This is a genomic window from Catenulispora yoronensis (assembly GCF_039531695.1).
GTDB lineage: Bacteria > Actinomycetota > Actinomycetes > Streptomycetales > Catenulisporaceae > Catenulispora > Catenulispora yoronensis.
This window is the reverse complement of record NZ_BAAAQN010000088.1, coordinates 1-16,204: the sequence shown is the minus strand read 5'-3', so window position 1 is coordinate 16,204 and position 16,204 is coordinate 1. Positions and strand designations below refer to the sequence as shown.

Below are 16,204 nucleotides of genomic sequence, written 5' to 3'. Positions count from 1 at the left end.
CACGGCGGCAACCGTATTCCTCAGGGCCTTTAATCAGCCCTGCTCAACACTGGTGAAGGGATCGATGAAACGGTGAGGGCCGACGCTCTCCGCAATCGTGAGCGGCTCGTCGAGGTGGCGCAGTCGGCGTTCGCGACCAACGGGATCGACACGTCCTTGGAGGAGATCGCGCGCCAGGCCGGCGTCGGGATCGGCACGCTGTACCGGCGCTTCCCGACCCGCGAGGACCTGATCGCCGCGGTGCTCGCCGAGCGCTACCTCAAGCTGGCCGAGGTCGCCCTGGTGCTGGCCGAGGAGCGCGAGGATCCGGACTCCGCCTTCACCGAGTGGCTGGCGCTGCTCGTCGAGCACATGGCGCTCTACCGCGGGCTGTCGCTCGCCGTGAAGGAGGCCATGCACGACCACACCACGGCGCTCGGCCGCACCTGCAAAGAGATGATGGACAGCGGCGAGCGGCTGCTGACCCGCGGCCAGCAGGCCGGTGCGTTCCGTGCCGACGTCTCCTTCCTCGACGTCCTGGCGCTGAGCTCCGGCATCGTCACCGCCGTGGAGCGCCGGAGCGAGAAGCCCGACGCCTCGGACCTGCCGCCGCTGAACCCGTATCTGCTGCTGGACGTCGTGCTGCGCGGGCTCCGTGTGGAAGACCGGTGAAGACCCGCCGTTCATGGTGAATGAATGGTGAACATAAAAAGAATTTCAGGTGACTCGATTACGGTGAGTCGATGCTCACCGAACCTCCGCCGACGCTGTCCCGCCGGGGCGGGCCCGCCGTCGATGACCGGGCCCGGGCGGCCGCGCTGCGCACGTTCGGCGGTGCGCTGGCCGGGGCTTTCGTGCTCCTGGCCGTGCTCACCATGGTCGACGTGTTCCGGGGTCCGGACCAGTCGGCCGACGACGCGCTGAACCGGTTCGCGCTGTCCCACGGCGGGATCACCGACCTCCTGAAGGCCGTCACCCAGGCCGGCGAGCCCACGGTCACGCTCGGGATCGGACTGCTGGTCGCGGTCGGTTTTACCGTCGCCCGCAGGCACGGTTCGGCGCTGTTCGCGGCCGCCGCGGTGATCGGCGCGTACGGGATCGCCTTCGTCGGTAAAGAGGTCGTCCACCGGCACCGTCCGCGCTGGGACGCCGCGCACACCGTCGTGCCCGAGCACGGCGCCTCGTTCCCGTCCGGGCACGCCACCGGCACCTCCGCGCTGGCCGCGGTGCTGATCGTGGCCGCGGTCCCGCTGCTGGCCTTCCTCGCGGCCCGGAGCGCGGCGGTGATCGTCTTGGTGCTCTACGTGCTTGTCATGGTGTTCTCGCGGCCGATCCTGGGTGTTCACTTCCCGACCGATGTGCTAGCGGGGGTCTTGCTGGGCACAGGGTGGACCCTGTTGTGTGCCTCTTGGCTGCGGCCTTGGCGATCCCGGCCGTCCGCAGGCTGACCCGCTTAGGAGAACCGGCCGCTCACGCGTGATACTAAGGGCGGACGAGCATAGGGTTTTGCGGCCCGCACCGCTGCGTCGCCCACCGCATCAACAGGAGGACCGGAGAAAGTGACTTACGTCATCGCCCTGCCCTGCGTGGACGTTAAGGACAAGGCCTGCATCGAGGAGTGCCCTGTCGACTGCATCTACGAGGGCGAGCGCATGCTCTACATCCACCCGGATGAGTGCGTCGACTGCGGCGCCTGCGAGCCCGTGTGTCCCGTCGAGGCGATCTTCTACGAAGATGACACGCCGGAGCAGTGGAAGGACTACTACAAGGCGAACGTGGAGTTCTTCGACGACCTCGGTTCTCCCGGCGGTGCCTCGAAGATGGGCCTGATCGAGAAGGACCACCCGCTGGTCTCGGTGCTGCCGCCGCAGGCTTCGGAAGACTGATCCTTTCGAGAGTCCGGCGACATCCCGTTCCACCCAGAGGAAATCCTTCACGATGCGGAAGCTCCCTGACTTCCCGTGGGACCGGCTCGCGCCCGCCAAGGCGCGGGCCGGACAACACCCGGACGGGATCGTCGACCTCTCTGTCGGCACGCCTGTCGACCCGGTGCCCGCCGTCGTCCAGGACGCGCTGCGCGCCGGGTCCGACGCCCCGGGCTACCCCCTGACCCACGGCACCCCGGCGCTGCGCGCCGCCGCCGTCGGCTGGATGGAGCGGCGGCTCGGCGTGACCGGCGTGGCGCCGGAGGCGGTGCTGCCGGTGATCGGCACCAAGGAGCTGGTGGCGTGGCTGCCCACGCTGCTGGGCCTGGGCGCCGGCGACACGGTGGCCATCCCGGAGGTCGCGTACCCGACGTACGACGTCGGCGCGCGGCTGGCCGGCGCGGACACGCTGGTGACCGCGCCGCAGGACGTCCCGGAGTTGATCCGGACCCGGCGTCCGGGGCTGGTCTGGCTGAACTCGCCGGCGAACCCGCACGGCCGGGTCGCGCCGGCCGCCGAGCTGCGGGCCGTCGTCGCCGCCGCGCGCGAAGTCGGCACCGTGGTGGTGTCCGACGAGTGCTACATCGAGCTGGCGTGGGAGGCCGCGCCGGTGTCGGTGCTGCACCCGGAGGTGTGCGGCGGCTCCCACGAGGGCCTGCTGGCCGTCCACTCGCTGTCCAAGCGCTCGAACCTGGCGGGTTACCGCGCCGGGTTCGTCACCGGGGACGCCGCCGTCGTGGCCGAACTGCTGGAGGTGCGCAAGCACGCCGGCTTGATCATGCCGCAGCCGGTGCAGGACGCGATGACCGTCGCCCTGGGCGACGACGCGCACGCCGCCGAGCAGAAGGAGCGCTACCGCCGGCGCCGGGTGATGCTGCGCGACGCGCTGGAGGCGGCCGGGTTCCGCGTCGACCACTCCGAGGCCGGACTGTACCTGTGGTCCAGCCGTGACGAGGACTGCTGGAGCACCGTCGACTGGCTCGCCGAGCGGGGCATCCTGGCCGCGCCCGGTGAGTTCTACGGCGAGGCCGGCGCACGGCACGTGCGGGTGGCGCTGACCGCCACCGATGAGCGTGTCGCGGCGGCGGCCGAGCGGCTCAAAGGGGCCTAACCCCGCAAATACCGCGCGGCTTGCTTGAAATAGCCGCGCGGGTTCGTCTCCAGGTGCCGGGCCCATTCCGGATCGTCTTCGCCGCGCATCTGAGCGACGCGGGCGAGCGCGTACCCGAACATCGGCTGGTTGATGTAGCCGAGCTGCTGGCGTCGCCAGCCGCGGGAGCTCTGCGAGAAGGTGAACGCGGCGTTGGCGGTGAAGACGCCCAGGCCGAAGAACACCGTCGCGAGGTCGGTCAGCGGTTCGTGGTCCTGTTCGTCCGGCGCGACCGTCCCCCGGTAGAGCAGCTTGTGGTGGCACAGCTCGTGCGCCGCGACCGCCACTACCCGGCGGGGATCCGGGGCGTCCTCCAACGCGACCGCGATCACGCCGAGACCGCTGCGGACGCTGTAGTGGCCGGCGACGCTGCTGTGGGCGCTGCCCGCGGCGCCGGGCATCCGAGGCGGCGGTCGGCCGTCGTAGAACCCCACGGCGATCTCGGCCGGGTCGATCCGCAGATGCGCGCGGACCAGGTCCACCAAGCCGGCGGCGTCCTCCTGAGTGCCCTGATAGCGCCCTGGGAAGAACCTCGGTGTCGGGGTGACGACCTCGGCCTCCAGGGCTTCTGACCCGTACTCGTCGAGACACCACGCCAGCATCTTGTCGATCCACAAGCGCTCGCGGTCCTCGACCGGCGAGCGCGCCCCGAACAGCGGCATGATCCGACGATACCCGTCTCCGTCGCGGGCTCGGGCGCTCCGGCGACCGCTCACTGGCGTCCCCGTCGGCGCCCCTCCGCGGGCCCGCGCCGAGGCGCCGTACTCAGTTCGGATGCGGGGTTTTTCCGCGTTCCGGCACCGGTTTCCCGGATGACGGCGCCGGGTAGCCCGCCTACCGGAGGAGAGCCGTGATCCGCACAGTCCTGGCCCCGGACGGGCGCCGTCTGGCCGTCGCCGAGCACGGCGACCCGCGGGGCGCGCCGGTGATGCTGTTCCATGGCACCCCGGGCAGCCGGCTGGGACCGCTGCCGCGGGCGATGACGCTCCACGCCTCCGGCATCCGGCTGCTGACCTTCGACCGTCCCGGCTACGGCGGATCGGACCGCCTGCCGGGCCGCCGCGTGGCCGCGGTGGCCGCGGACGCGGCGGCGGTCGCCGACGCCTTCGGCATCGCGCGCTTCGCGGTCCTGGGCCGCTCCGGCGGCGGCCCGCACGCCCTGGCCTGCGCCGCGCTCCTGCCGGACCGGGTGACGAAGGCGGCCGCCCTGGTCTCGCTGGCCCCGCGCGAGGCCATGGGCCCGGCCTGGTTCGCCGGCATGACCCCCGGCAACACCGAGGCCTACCGCCAGGCCGTCGCCGACCCCCGCGCGCTGCGCCGGACCCTCGACGACCGCGCCGCCCGCGTCCGCGCCGACCCGAGCAGCCTGCTGACGACCATCGACGAGGGCCTGGCCCCCTCCGACCGAGCCGTGATCGGCCAGGCCAACATCCGCCACGAACTGGCCCGCGCCCACGCCGCCGCGGTGGCCGACTCCGCCGACGGCTGGTTCGACGACGCCCTGGCCCTGGCCGGCCCCTGGGGCTTCGACCCCGCCGACATCCACGTCCCGGTCTACCTCTGGCACGGCGCCGAGGACCGCTTCTCCCCGATCAGCCACACCCGCTGGCTCGGCGAACACATCCCCCTCGCCACCCTCGACCTGGAAGCCAGCGCCTCGCACTTCAGCGCCCTGCTGCGAATGCCGCAGGTGATCGTGTGGTCGGGCGCCCGGATGTCCTGGGACGCGGCGGTGGCGTTGAGCGGGTAGGGGGTCGCTGCGGCTGGTGGTGGGGTGGGTTCGCGCCGCATGGTGTCGCGGTAGGCGTGGTGCGGTTGAGATGAACGGATCGGGCGGTTGGTTGGAATCTTGTTGCGGCTGCGAGGGTGGTTGGCGCGGGGCGTGGTGGGCTGTTGGCGGCGCAGTTTGGGCGGGGTTCGTTTCGGCCTGTGGTGGTGAGCTGCGTTGGTTTGTGGTGTGGTCGGCGTTGAGCGGTCGGCCGGGGATCCGTAGGCTCGAAGCATGACCGAGGCTCCGAGACTCCACGCCGTTCCCGGGGGAAGCCCAGAGGGATCGCAGCCCGCGCCGGCTTCGGCCCGTACCGAGCGCGGTGCCGCTCCCGAGCCGCTCTGGCGCGAGGTCCTGGGCGAGAAGCTCCGTGGCCTGCGTCGCGAGCATGAGGAGACTCTCGTCGAGACCGCGGCGCGCGCGGGCATTTCTCCGCAGTACCTGTCGGAGGTCGAGCGCGGCCTCAAGGAACCCTCCAGCGAGATGATCGCCGCCGTCGCCGGCGCGCTCGGTACCACGCTCGGCGGGCTCGCCGAGTCGGTCGCCGACGAGCTGCGGGGCCAGCGCGAGGCGTCGAAGCTGATGCGCTACGAGATGGCGACTCGCCAGCGGTTGTCCGGGCCGGTGGCGCTGGCCTTGGCGGCCTGAGCGCCTGGGCTGATCGCGGCCTGAGCGCGTGCGCCGACCGGCGCCCGAGCGGTGCTCCCGCCCGGGCGCCGGGTCGCGGGCGCTGTGCCGGGCGCCGGCGTCAGCGTCGGCGGCGCGCTACGCCAAAGCCTGCTCCCGCGGCCCCAACACCACGTCCGCCAGTCCGTAGTCCACCGCCGCCTGCGCCGTGAACACCCGGTCGCGGTCGGTGTCGTGCCGCAGCCGGTCCACGGTCTGGCCGGTGTGCTCGGCCAGGATGGTTTCGAGCTCGCCGCGCATGCGGACCAGTTCGTCGGCCTGGATGATCAGGTCGGGGATGGCGCCCTGGCCGCGCGCCGCCGGCTGGTGCAGCACTACGCGCGCGTGCGGCAGTACCGAGCGCATTCCCGCGGTCCCGCCGGCCAGCAGTACCGCGCCGACCGCGATCGCCTGGCCGACGCAGGTGGTGCGGATCGGGGCCTTGACGTGCTGCATGGTGTCGTAGACGGCGAGCATCGAGGTGAGGTCGCCGCCTTCGCAGTTCACGTAGAGTGCGATCTCGCGCTCGGGGTTGTCGGACTCCAGGTGCAGCAGCTGCGCGATGATCGCGTTGGCCACCCCGGCGTCGATCGCGGTGCCCAGGTAGACGATGCGTTCGCTCAGCAGGTGCGAGTAGATGTCGGTCACGCGTTCGCCGCGCGGGTTCTGGGCGACGACGTACGGGATGGTGTAGTTCATGGTGTGCTCCCCGATCATGCTCATGACGAGATCCCGATCCGCCGCCGCTCCGGCACGATCTGTGCGAACGAGTCGACGATGTGGTCGATGAAGCCGTACTCCTTGGCCTGCTCCGCGCTGAACCACCGGTCGTGCAGCGAGTCCTCGTAGATCCGCTCGTAGGGCTGCCCGGTGTCCGCGGAGATCAGGCCCAGCACCGTGTTGACCGTGTAGCGCAGGTCGTCGGCCTGGACCTCGACGTCGACCGCGGTGCCGCCGATGCCGGACGAGCCCTGGTGCATCAGGATCCGGGCGTGCGGCAGCGCGTAGCGGTGGCCCGGGCTGCCGGCCGAGAGCAGGAACTGGCCGGCGCTGCACGCCAGTCCCAGCACGAGCGTCGAGACCTCGCACGGCACCAGGCGCATCGTGTCGCGGATGGCGAGCATCGCCGCCACCGAGCCGCCGGGGGAGTGGATCCACAGCGAGATCCCCACGTCGGGGTCCTCGGTGGCCAGGGACAGGAGCTGGGTCGTCAGGAGGGTGCCGTTGTCGTCGTCGAGGACGCCGTCGAGCACCAGGATGCGGCGGTTGAACAGCTGCTCGCGCGTGCGCCAGCCGAACTGGGGCGCCTTGTCGTCTTCTGCCATGCCTCCACCGTGCGCCCGCGGCAGGTCACCGCGGGGGCCGCGCTGCTGTGGGCGGATCCGCTCACAGCAGCACCGGCAGGTCAGGCCGAAAGCCGTCCCGGCCCAAGGCGAGCCTCGTCAGTAAGGCGACGCCTCCAGCTCCCGCCCGACCCGCCCTCCCGCCCGCACCCGCACGCACACCGGATGCCCCTCCCCGAGCAGCATTCCGAGCCGCGCCAGCACCCGTCCGCCGATCCCGTCGGCCTCGGCGCCGTGTCCCGCCGACCGGAGCGTGGCCGCGTGGTTCGCTTCAGCGATCAACGTATATACGTGGCCTTCCCCTAAGCGCATCGCGAGACCGTTGAGGATCCGCTCCTCCAGCGCCAGCGCGGCGTCGACCTCTCCGCTGTCGGCGAGGCAGTTCGTCAGGTTCCCCGCAGCGGTCAACGTAAAGGGATGCGACGCGCCGAGCGCCGCGTCGAACCCGGCCACCGCGCGCTCCGACAACGTCCGCGCCCGCGCCAGGTCCCCGCTGGCCCGCGCGTAGACGGCCATGTTGTTCACCGCGACGAGCGTATAGGGGTGGCGTTCCCCGAGCTCGTCTTCGTAGTTCGCCAGACACTCCGCGGTGATCGAGACCGCCTCCGCGTCCCGATCCTGCGCGGCCAGGTCTGCCGCGCGGTTCAGCGCACAGGACCGCGTATCCGGGTGCCGCTCCCCGAAGCGCTCCAGATACCTCTGGTACGTCCCCTTGGTCAGCTGCTGAGCTTCTTCCAGATCGCCGCATTTCCGCAACGCGATGGCCAGACTCTTAGCGGTGCGCAGCGTCTCGGGGAAGTCGTCGCCCAACACGTCGCGATACGTCTCCAAGGTCCCCCGCAGCAGCTCCACAGCCTCCCGGAACCGCCCCGCGTCGATGATGTCCCGCGCCAGGGACCCCGCGGAGCTCAGCGTGTAGGGATGGCTCGGCCCGAGCACGTCCCGCCGCCGCGCGAACACCTCCCGGTCGATGTCCGCGGCCTTCTCGAACGCCCCCACCAGCCGGTAGGAGACCGCGAGGTTGTTCGCCGACGACAGCGTCTGCGGGAAATCGACCCCGAAGTTCTCCGCGAACCGCGCGTACGTCTGCTCGTCCAGCGCCAGCGCCTCGTCGAAGCGCCCCAGCCCGCGCAGCGCGGCCGCCAGGCCGCCGGCCGTCATCAAGGTGTGGCGGTGGTCGTCGCCGAGGGTCGCGGCCTGGGCCAGCAGCACCTCGGCGTTGATCCGCCGGGCCTGTTCGAACCGGCCCATCGACCACAGCACGTTCGCCGTGTGGAAGCGCAGCGAGAGCAGGTCCGGGTCGGCGTCCGGGGCCCGGCCGCTCGCGGTCCACACCGCGGCCAGCTCCTCGGCGTACGCCAGCGCCGGGCCGAGCTCGCCCCGCTTCCACAGGTACCGCACCCGGTCGATCAGCAGCTGGAGGGTCTCGCCCTCGGCGCACAGCCGGGCCCGGCTCGGCCCCAGGTGGGCCCAGATCTGGTCGTAGCGCGGCCAGTTCTCCGGGTCGTCGGTGTCGCCCGCCCGCGGCCGCGCGCCGACCAGCACGCGGTGCACCTCGTGGCAGGCCAGCCGCTGCTCCTCCGGGCTCATCCGGGCCCGGATCACCGACTGCACCAGCCGGTGCACCTGGATGGTGTTCGACGCCGCGTCCACCCGGGCCAGGGCGAACCGCCCGGCCTCGCGGACCACGCGGCCCAGCATCATCCGGTCCCGCAGCGCGTCGTCGTAGGGGATCAGGGCCTGGATCATCTCGTCGGACCGCAGCAGCGCCATCGACACCGGCTCCGGCGCCAGGAACGAGCACAGCTGGAGCAGCCGCACCGCCGCCGGGGAACGCTCGCGCAGCGTCTCGAACGAGATCGTCCACGTCGTCGCCACCGGCAGCGGGTAGTCCCCGGGCTGGTTCAGCGCCAGCACCACCGCGGCCTGCCGCTCCAGCTCCGCCAGGTACTCCTCGACCGGGGTCCCGGTCTCGGTCAGCCACGCCGCCGCCTGCTCCACCGCCAGCGGCAGGTCCCCGAGCGCCGCGCCGAGGGCGTCGGCGTCCTCCACGGCCAGCCCCGGGACCCGGCGCCGCAGGTGCTCCACGCTCTCGGCCCGGGTGAACACCTCCACCTCGACCGGCGCCGCCTCCTGGGCCCACGCCGGGTTCCGCGACGTGATCAGCACGTGCCCGTGCCGGCCCTCAGGCAGGAACGGGCGGACCGAGCCGGGCTCGTCGGCGTTGTCGAAGACCAGCAGCCACCGGCGCACCGGGTCCCCGCGCCGCAGTGCCTCCAGCACCGCCGCGGCGGTCTCGGCGATCCCGCTGTCCGCCCGCAGCCCCAGCTCCAGCGGCCGGGCCAGCTTCGCCAGCTCGGTGGGGATCAGCTCCGGCTGATCGGCGGGCAGCCACCAGACCAGGTCGTAGTCGCCTTTGAAGCGGTGCGCGTATTCGAGCGCCACCTGGGTCTTGCCGACGCCTCCCAGACCGTGCAGCGCCTGCGGGGGCGCGGAGCCCGCCGCGGAGCCGCGCAGGAGGCGGTCGCGTAATCGCTCCAGGACCAGATCGCGCCCCGTGAAGGAGGCGTTGCGGCTGCGCAGGTTCCACACCCGCGGGTCGACACCGGGGAACCGGGGGCCGTGGGCGCGCGCCGAGGGCAACACATCTGGAGAACGCGCGCGCCACTGCGCATAAGCGTTCCGATCCACCGCGCGCAGCAGTGTCTCCACAGCCTCCGGCTCGGTGAGCTGTGCCAAGTCGATCGGAGGGTTCGCCTGGTACTGCGCCGGCATGCGGACGTCCGCGACCCGGATCGCAATAACGCGCTGCGGTGCCCGATCGCCAGCGGACTCCGGTACGGCACCGAACCGGCGCAGCTCCGTGGCGACTTCGGCGGACCGGAGATACGCGTGCGAGGCGATCGCGAGGACTTGCCGGTCCCCGTCGATCTCCACCGTGGCGGTGGCGTCGGGATCGGGATTCGGCGAGGCGCTTCCGGCGCCGACCAGATCGGCCGGGACCTCGACCTGCGCGAGGATCTCCCGGACCCAGTCCGCCCACATGCGGTCCTCGGCGACGTAGTGGATCAGCGGCCTGACCTTCGCCACCTGCCGCCGCGTGAAGCCCTCCAGGATCCGGCGGCGGCGCGGCTCGTCCATGGCCGGGAGCCCGGTGACCCGTCCGGTCGTGATCTCCGCGGTGAGCCGTTCGAAGGCGGCGAGCAGCGAGGTCGGCAGCCCGGGCGTGTCGCCGAACGTCGCGAGCGTCTCCTCGTAGGCGTAGAACGGCCGGTAGGGGATCTCCACCGAGGCCCAGTACTGTGTGCGGCGCTCGTCGTCCATGCCGGCCGGGAACCCGGCGAACCGGGAGGACACCACCGCGCGCCCGGCGTCGGCCTTCGCCTTCTCCGCCTCGTCGACCCGCATCGGTACCGGCAGGATCCGGATCGGCCGCTCCAGGCCGTGGTCGCGGACCCGCCGCGCGATGCCGAGCGCGCCCTCGATGTTCTGGTCGCTGAGCGCGAAGCAGTCCACCAGCACGTCCGGCAGCTGGAGCGTGCAGATGTCGGCGATGTCGGACAGCCCGGTGCGGCTGTCGATCAGCACGTAGTCGTACTCGGCCTTCATGCCCTCCCGCATCGCCTGGAAGAACAGCCCGCCGCCCATCTCCTCGTAGAAGTCGTCCCAGCCGCGCGGCGCCATCGCCGAGGCGTAGTCCCGGTTCTGCCGCCCGGCCGGCAGGAAGTCCAGCGCGCCGCCGGCCGGGAACGGCCAGTCCACGGCGACGGTGTGCCGCATCACCTCGGCGGCCTGCCGGTGCCAGTCGGTGGGCCGGTCCTCCCGGTGCTGGTGGACCTGCCAGGCGTAGTCGACGATGAGATCGATGACGCCGCCCGCGGATTGCAGTGCGGACGGCGGCAGGAACGGATGGTAGAAGCGGTGCAACCCGGGCGAGTCGAGGTCCCAGTCCACCGCCAGCACCCGCCGGCCGTTGGCGGCCAGGATCCATGCCACGTTGGCCAGGGCCATCGTGCGGCCGGTGCCACCTTTGTACGAGTAGAACGTGATGACGGTTCCGTTCGATTCATGGGGCATGAGGAGCTCCTCCCGGCGGCGGATCGGTGGCGTCACCGCGCAGCCGCGGCGGTCTGGGGAACGGCCGGTCCGGCGTCTGCGGCGTCAGCTGCCGCAGCAGCGCGGCCTTGGCGGCCGGATGCACGGTCCGGAAGTAGAACTCGTCGAAGTCGACCGACGACACCTGCGCGGGATGGCCGGTGAACCACTCGGCCAGCTTGGACTGCGCGGTACGGAGGTAGGCCGCGACAGCGGCCTCGGCGGAGGCCGCCAGGCCGGACGGGTCGGCGGGCGGGTCGGTGCCGGGCGCTGTGGGGCCCGGGGTCGCGGTGCTCGGAGCTGCGGCGTTCGATGACGCGGTGTTCGATGACACGGTGCCGGGTGCGGTGAAGCCGAGCCCGACGGAGCCGCTCGGATCAGGGGCGTCGCACGGGTCGGCCTGACTGCTCGGATCGACCGGACCGCTCGGACCGGCCGGACGGCTCCGGTCGGCCTGACTGTTCGGATCGACCGGACCGCTCAGTCCGGCACCGGGGCCGGCAGTCAGTTCTGGAAGTGAGGTCCTCGACGTCGTGGGTCCGGTCCGGCCGGCCTCCCAGTGCGCGCTCGCGCCCGACGGCCCGGAAGCGGGCCCTCCGGCGCCCTGCCCGGATCCGGCGTGCGGATCGACCGCCGCGGCTCTGCTCGGATCTCTCGGATTTCTCGCACTGTCCGGACTGTCCGGACCGCCCTGACCGCCCTGACCGCCCGGCCCGGCCCACCTGGCGGAACTGCTGGTTCCGATCGCGCGGACCGGCCGGTCCAACCGCGTCGGCCGCGTCCGCCTGGTCGGGATGCTCGGATCGGCCGAACCGACCCTTTCGGGCTCGGCCCCGGATCGGGCTTCGAACGGTTTGCCGGTCCCTACCGGCTCGGCGCGCCCCGCGTCCGGGCTGCCGGTGGCCGCGCTCGGCAGCGCGGCGGGTAAGTGGTCGTCGGCGGGTAAATGGCCTTCCGCTTCGGCGGCGACCGCCGCGTCCGGTTCCGGATCGGTGTCTCGGCCCGCGCGGACCGGGTTCGCGGAAGACTTCAAGGAAGGGGGACCGGGCAGCTTCCGCAGCTCACCCGTCCCCGGCGGTAACGCGAGTTGCCCCGTGCCGACGGACCTCGTCGGCCGGGGCCCGGGTAACGGCAGCGCCGGCCGGCCGGCGGCTCGCCGCACCAGGTCGCCGGCCGCCTCGAACAGGCCGTCGGCCGTCTCGAACCGGTCGCGCAGGGACGTGAAGTCCACCGGGCGCGCGGCCCGCGGCGCGTCGCCGTGCGCCACCCGCACCACGTGCCGGGCCAGCGCGTGGATCGCCAGCTGGTACTCGTCCTTGTAGCGCGCCAGCCGGATCAGCTGGAGGAATCCCAGGCGCGCGTAGGCCTCGCCGAGCGTGTGGTGATCGAACTGCAGGGCGCGCGCGGCGGCGGGCAGTTCGGTGTCCGGGATCGGCAGCCACAGGACCGGGACGATCGCCTCGGGGCGGTTCCCGGAGGTGAGTTCGTGGGCGCTCTGCCGGGCCTGGAACAGGTACCACTCGCTGGCGCAGCTCAGGGAGGTGAAATAGCGCGGCGTGTAGAGCGGCACGAAGACCCGGCACGCCGCCAGCGCCTCGGAGATCCGGCGGTGCCACTGCTGCCCGATCCGGATGTCGCGGTCCATGAAGCCGGGCTGGGCGCCGCGCGTCAGCGTGGTCAGCTCGGTCACCTCGTAGGTGAGATCGTCGAAGAAGCGCAGGGTCCAGCGATCCGGGTCCGCGGCCTGCTCCGCCTTCTCCTCGCCCGAGCGGTGGTGCCGGGCGTAGCTCAGGAAAAAGTACGGGGCCGACCCGTCCCCGGCGCCGTCCGGCGCCCGATCCGAGACTGCCATCCGCCCCCCTGCCACTGGCGGTCACCTCGCGACTCATCACACTGCGTCCCAGCAAGGATTGCGCGCCGTAATCGGTGGCGTCAACGTTGCGCGCGGGGGTCAGACCTTGGATGTCCACGATTCCAACGTCGTACGCAGCGCCTCCACGAAGCGCAGTCCCAGCGGCGTGAGTGATCCGGAGTCGGCCAACACCCTGGTGGCGCGCAGGGTGTGCCCGAACCAGAGGGCGAACTCGGCCTCGGCGTGCGCGCGCTCGTCGGCGTCGGGCGCGGTGAACCGGCGCACCCGCCAGAAGTCGGTGACGCCGACGTGTGCGTACGTCCCCTGCAACAGCCCCTCCAACGGCCGCGGATCCTGCCGCCACGGCGCCTCGAACAGCCGGGTGTCGTGCCGGTCGTGCAGATCCGTCATGTCCAGCACCGCCCCGAGCTTCACGTGCTGGAACTCGTGCACCATCAGCAGCGCCAGCGCGGCGGTCGGCGGCTGGCCCCGGCCCGCGCGCGACCCCGGCAGCGCCGCGCCGATGGCGCCATAGGCCCGCCGCGCCGTCGAGCTGACGTCCCGCCCCGACAGCGACGGCCGCAACGGCACGACCGTCGAGAGCCCGGCGGCGATGCCCGGCGCGTAGGAATGGTGGTCCCGCGCCAGGATGTCCCAGGACCTCGGGAGGGTCCGGAGCCACGCCGACGCCTCCTGGCCGGGCAGCCGCCGCGCGACCTCCCAGTGGTGGCAGCGCCGGAACGGATCCGTGTCCTCGATCGCGACGCCCCCGCCGGCGAAGGCGGGCAGCGGCACCCGCCGCACGTCTTGCCACCCCGCCAGATCCAGCAGCTCGCATTCGCCGCCGGTGATCCGCAGCCGCAGCGACGTCCCGGCGTCCGCTCCGACGACCAGGCGGCCCAGCGTCGGCAAGTACACCGCGCCGCGCCGGACCGGTACGTCGATCTCCGCGTCCGCGCCCGCCCGGATCGCGGTCGCGGCGGCGAGGGTCGCGAGGTGCGCGAAATCGTCGGGGACAGGGCGGCCGGACTGGGCGTCGTCCAGGCAGCGCAGGGCCCAGACAGAGATGTAGGGATGATCCAGGATCTCGTGGAGCGCGCTCTTATGCGTTCCGTCCAGGGCCTTCAGCATGGCGATGGCGGCGTCCACCATCTCCTGGCGCGGACCGCTGTTGTCATCCGCCGCAGCGAACACCTTCGCCAGGAGGAGTATCCGGAGTGAACGCTGGAAGCGACTCAGATGCGCGATCGCCTTGGCGTCGCCGTAGCCGTGTGCCAGCTGGTGGACCACGTCCGCCGGCAGCCCCAGCGTGCGCTGCGCCGGAACCCGGGCCGCGGCCGGCGTACGAGTCCGCGTCTTGATCCCCATAATCAATTCCTTGAGGTCGCCGCAGTAGACGCTTGGATGGTCGAACGGGTCCGCCTGCGTGGTGCCCGGTGCGGGAGCGCTGTAGCGATGGGTACGGAGTCCGCCGCCGCACACAGTGACCAACGGACAGCGTCGACAGGTCTCGCTCAGATCCGCCAGACCGTGTCGGCGCGCCTCGAAGCCGGGATGCGCGGAGGCCTCGTCGAAGGTGTGGGTGAACACGTCGAACCCGGTGACCGGAGCGCCGTCGTACGCGGCCTTGAGCGAGTCCGTCTGCTCCAGCGTCCCGTCGGCTTCCACCACGACCAGGTCCACGGGATCCAGCCCCAGCGACTCGGTCCCGCTGGGCAGCCCGCGGAACGCGTCCAGCACCGAGCTGAAAGTACGGATCGGGAAGGGACGGCCGTCGGCGTTCCATTGATCGAAGACCGCGAGTAGCCAGTCCCCGTATTCGGCGCGCGCGGGATCGTGCCTGATAGGCGGCTCGCTATGCGTCGCGTGAGGGAGGAGGAAGTCGGCGCGCGGGGGAGCCGCCTCCCTGATCGCTGCATAGACGGCGACCGGATCGTTCCGAATGTCGATGGTGCACAGTAAGCCCGCATAGATGTCGGGATACTGATCGCGCAATAGCGTCACCGCATACTGCGTCTTCTCGTAGCTCGACGAGCCGTTGGCGAACCGTCTGTGCAGATCGTTCGCTGTGCGGTCGCCGTCCAGGGACACTCCGACCCGGACCCCGTGTTCGCGGAACAGGTCGCAGAACCCGGGGTCGAGTCGAATCCCGTTGGTGTGCACCCGGAGGTCGAGCGCACAGCCCGCGCTTTCCACGGTCTGGCGCAGTATGGTCAGCGCCTCGCGCATCCGGTCGGGGCCGAGTAGTAGGGGTTCTCCGCCGTGCAGCACCGCGGCGACCGCGGGCAGCTGGTGCGCGGCGGCGTGTTCGGCGATCCGCTCAGCGGTGCGCCGCAGTATCTCCGGCGTGGCGAACCTGGGTTTATGACGCCATGAGGTGTCGGCGGCCTCGTACACGTAGCAGTGGTCGCAAGCGAGGTCGCAGCGGGTCGCGACCTTGATGACGAACTGCCGGAACGGCGGCCGGTAGGGCGTGGACGGCATGGGCGCGGTCCCTTTCCGTTACACGGCGGAATTGAACGACGCGGCCACCGGCACCGGTGCCGTACCGCCGTCGCGCGGCGGACTGATGCGGCGGTCGACGTCCTCCGACCGCACCTCGCCGGCCGAGACCGAACGCGAGACGTCCGCGAGTGACTCCTGGGTCAGGTCCACCAGACCCGAACTGACACTTGTCGTCTTGCCGTGGCGGTGCTTCATCCGTGGCTCCCGGTGGGGCGGTTCACACGTATTCAGGCATGGCGATCTATTGCGCTTTCGTGGCGCGGGCATGCGAAGAGTTGCGGTTAATCGCCTTCAAGAGGGATTCATATCCCTAACAGCTTATGTGACCTCTGGCAGGGGGGATCATGCGGAGGTTTGAAAACTCCCCGCATGACCGTACAAAGGCAGCAAAAAGGCCTCTGGCGCGCTTACACGTGCCAGAGGCCTTAGGAAGGCTTTCAGAAGTGGGGCTTAAAAGTGTCCGAGCAGGCCGGTCACGCTGCCGAGCGAGGACAGACCCCCGAGCGAGGACAGGTCGCTGAACGAGGTCAGACCGCCGAGCGAGGGCAGGCCCCCGGTGAGCCCGCCGTCCGGCAGCTCCCCGATCACCGGCAGCGTCGGGGCGGCCGGGGCGGCGAGGTTCGCGGCCTGCTGCGCCGCCAGCACCGGCGCCACGTCCGACAGCCCCATCTTCTTCACGCCCGTGTACTGCGGCAGCTGGGACAGGCTGGGCGCGTCCGGGCCGAGCGGGGTGTCCATCATCGGCATGCCGGCCAGCAGCCGGGGCCCGGCGTGCACGCCGTCCGAGGCGTTCATCGGGGTCACCGGCGGAGTGGGCGCGGTGTGCGGCGTGCCGACGGCCTTGCGGGAGCGGGTCGCCGGGTGCGCCGCCGGGCGGGCGGGGGCGGCCGGAGCGGGCGCGTGCGCGGCCGGCGCGGCGGC

The 16,204-nt window shown here is 71.8% G+C and carries 13 protein-coding genes and 1 pseudogene; 6 read left to right on the top strand and 8 right to left on the bottom strand.

Annotation, left to right across the window (positions count from 1 at the left end):
• The first annotated feature begins 72 nt into the window (after positions 1–72).
• From ABD481_RS42760 to dapC, 4 genes are all read left to right on the top strand, one after another.
• Complete coding sequence (locus ABD481_RS42760; RefSeq protein WP_344671650.1) at positions 73–651, top strand: TetR/AcrR family transcriptional regulator; 579 nt, start codon at positions 73–75, stop codon at positions 649–651.
• Between the two features lie 71 nt (positions 652–722).
• Positions 723–1,427 carry a phosphatase PAP2 family protein gene (locus tag ABD481_RS42755; protein ID WP_344671649.1) on the top strand — a complete coding sequence of 235 codons (705 nt, stop codon included), beginning with the start codon at positions 723–725 and terminating at the stop codon, positions 1,425–1,427.
• 111 nt (positions 1,428–1,538) lie between these two features.
• Positions 1,539–1,865 carry a ferredoxin gene (gene fdxA / locus ABD481_RS42750; protein WP_344671648.1) on the top strand — a complete coding sequence of 109 codons (327 nt, stop codon included), beginning with the start codon at positions 1,539–1,541 and terminating at the stop codon, positions 1,863–1,865.
• A 52-nt stretch (positions 1,866–1,917) separates the two neighbouring features.
• On the top strand, positions 1,918–3,015 hold the full coding sequence (gene dapC, locus ABD481_RS42745) for a succinyldiaminopimelate transaminase (protein ID WP_344671647.1): 1,098 nt from the start codon (positions 1,918–1,920) through the stop codon (positions 3,013–3,015).
• On the opposite strand, the gene ABD481_RS42740 is transcribed toward dapC, so the two are convergent.
• Complete coding sequence (locus ABD481_RS42740; RefSeq protein WP_344671646.1) at positions 3,012–3,716, bottom strand: hypothetical protein; 705 nt, start codon at positions 3,714–3,716, stop codon at positions 3,012–3,014. The genes dapC and ABD481_RS42740 overlap by 4 nt on opposite strands.
• Before the next feature lie 188 nt (positions 3,717–3,904).
• On the opposite strand from ABD481_RS42740, the gene ABD481_RS42735 reads away from it, so the two are divergent.
• Positions 3,905–4,804 carry an alpha/beta fold hydrolase gene (locus ABD481_RS42735; RefSeq protein WP_344671645.1) on the top strand — a complete coding sequence of 300 codons (900 nt, stop codon included), beginning with the start codon at positions 3,905–3,907 and terminating at the stop codon, positions 4,802–4,804.
• Between the two features lie 252 nt (positions 4,805–5,056).
• Positions 5,057–5,470 carry a helix-turn-helix domain-containing protein gene (locus tag ABD481_RS42730; protein WP_344671644.1) on the top strand — a complete coding sequence of 138 codons (414 nt, stop codon included), beginning with the start codon at positions 5,057–5,059 and terminating at the stop codon, positions 5,468–5,470.
• Positions 5,471–5,587: 117 nt separating this feature from the next.
• Here the strand turns inward: ABD481_RS42730 and ABD481_RS42725 are convergent, their stop codons facing one another.
• From ABD481_RS42725 to ABD481_RS42695, 7 genes and pseudogenes are all read right to left on the bottom strand, one after another.
• Positions 5,588–6,211: a ClpP family protease gene (locus tag ABD481_RS42725; protein ID WP_344671643.1), complete on the bottom strand. Its 624-nt coding sequence runs from the start codon at positions 6,209–6,211 to the stop codon at positions 5,588–5,590.
• Positions 6,208–6,813, bottom strand: a complete 606-nt coding sequence (locus ABD481_RS42720) for a ClpP family protease (RefSeq protein ID WP_344671642.1) — start codon at positions 6,811–6,813, stop codon at positions 6,208–6,210. Before ABD481_RS42720 ends, ABD481_RS42725 begins: the two co-directional genes overlap by 4 nt.
• 117 nt (positions 6,814–6,930) lie before the next feature.
• Complete coding sequence (fxsT, locus tag ABD481_RS42715; RefSeq protein WP_344671641.1) at positions 6,931–10,908, bottom strand: FxSxx-COOH system tetratricopeptide repeat protein; 3,978 nt, start codon at positions 10,906–10,908, stop codon at positions 6,931–6,933.
• Entirely contained in the window at positions 10,898–12,778 is a 1,881-nt protein-coding gene (locus ABD481_RS42710; protein WP_344671640.1) for a TIR-like protein FxsC, read from the bottom strand. Before ABD481_RS42710 ends, fxsT begins: the two co-directional genes overlap by 11 nt.
• A 99-nt stretch (positions 12,779–12,877) precedes the next feature.
• Entirely contained in the window at positions 12,878–15,262 is a 2,385-nt protein-coding gene (locus tag ABD481_RS42705; RefSeq protein ID WP_344671639.1) for an FxsB family cyclophane-forming radical SAM/SPASM peptide maturase, read from the bottom strand.
• 18 nt (positions 15,263–15,280) lie between these two features.
• Positions 15,281–15,478: a hypothetical protein gene (locus tag ABD481_RS42700; RefSeq protein ID WP_344671638.1), complete on the bottom strand. Its 198-nt coding sequence runs from the start codon at positions 15,476–15,478 to the stop codon at positions 15,281–15,283.
• A gap of 255 nt (positions 15,479–15,733) precedes the next feature.
• A pseudogene (locus ABD481_RS42695) lies at positions 15,734–16,204 on the bottom strand (hypothetical protein); the annotation flags it as partial.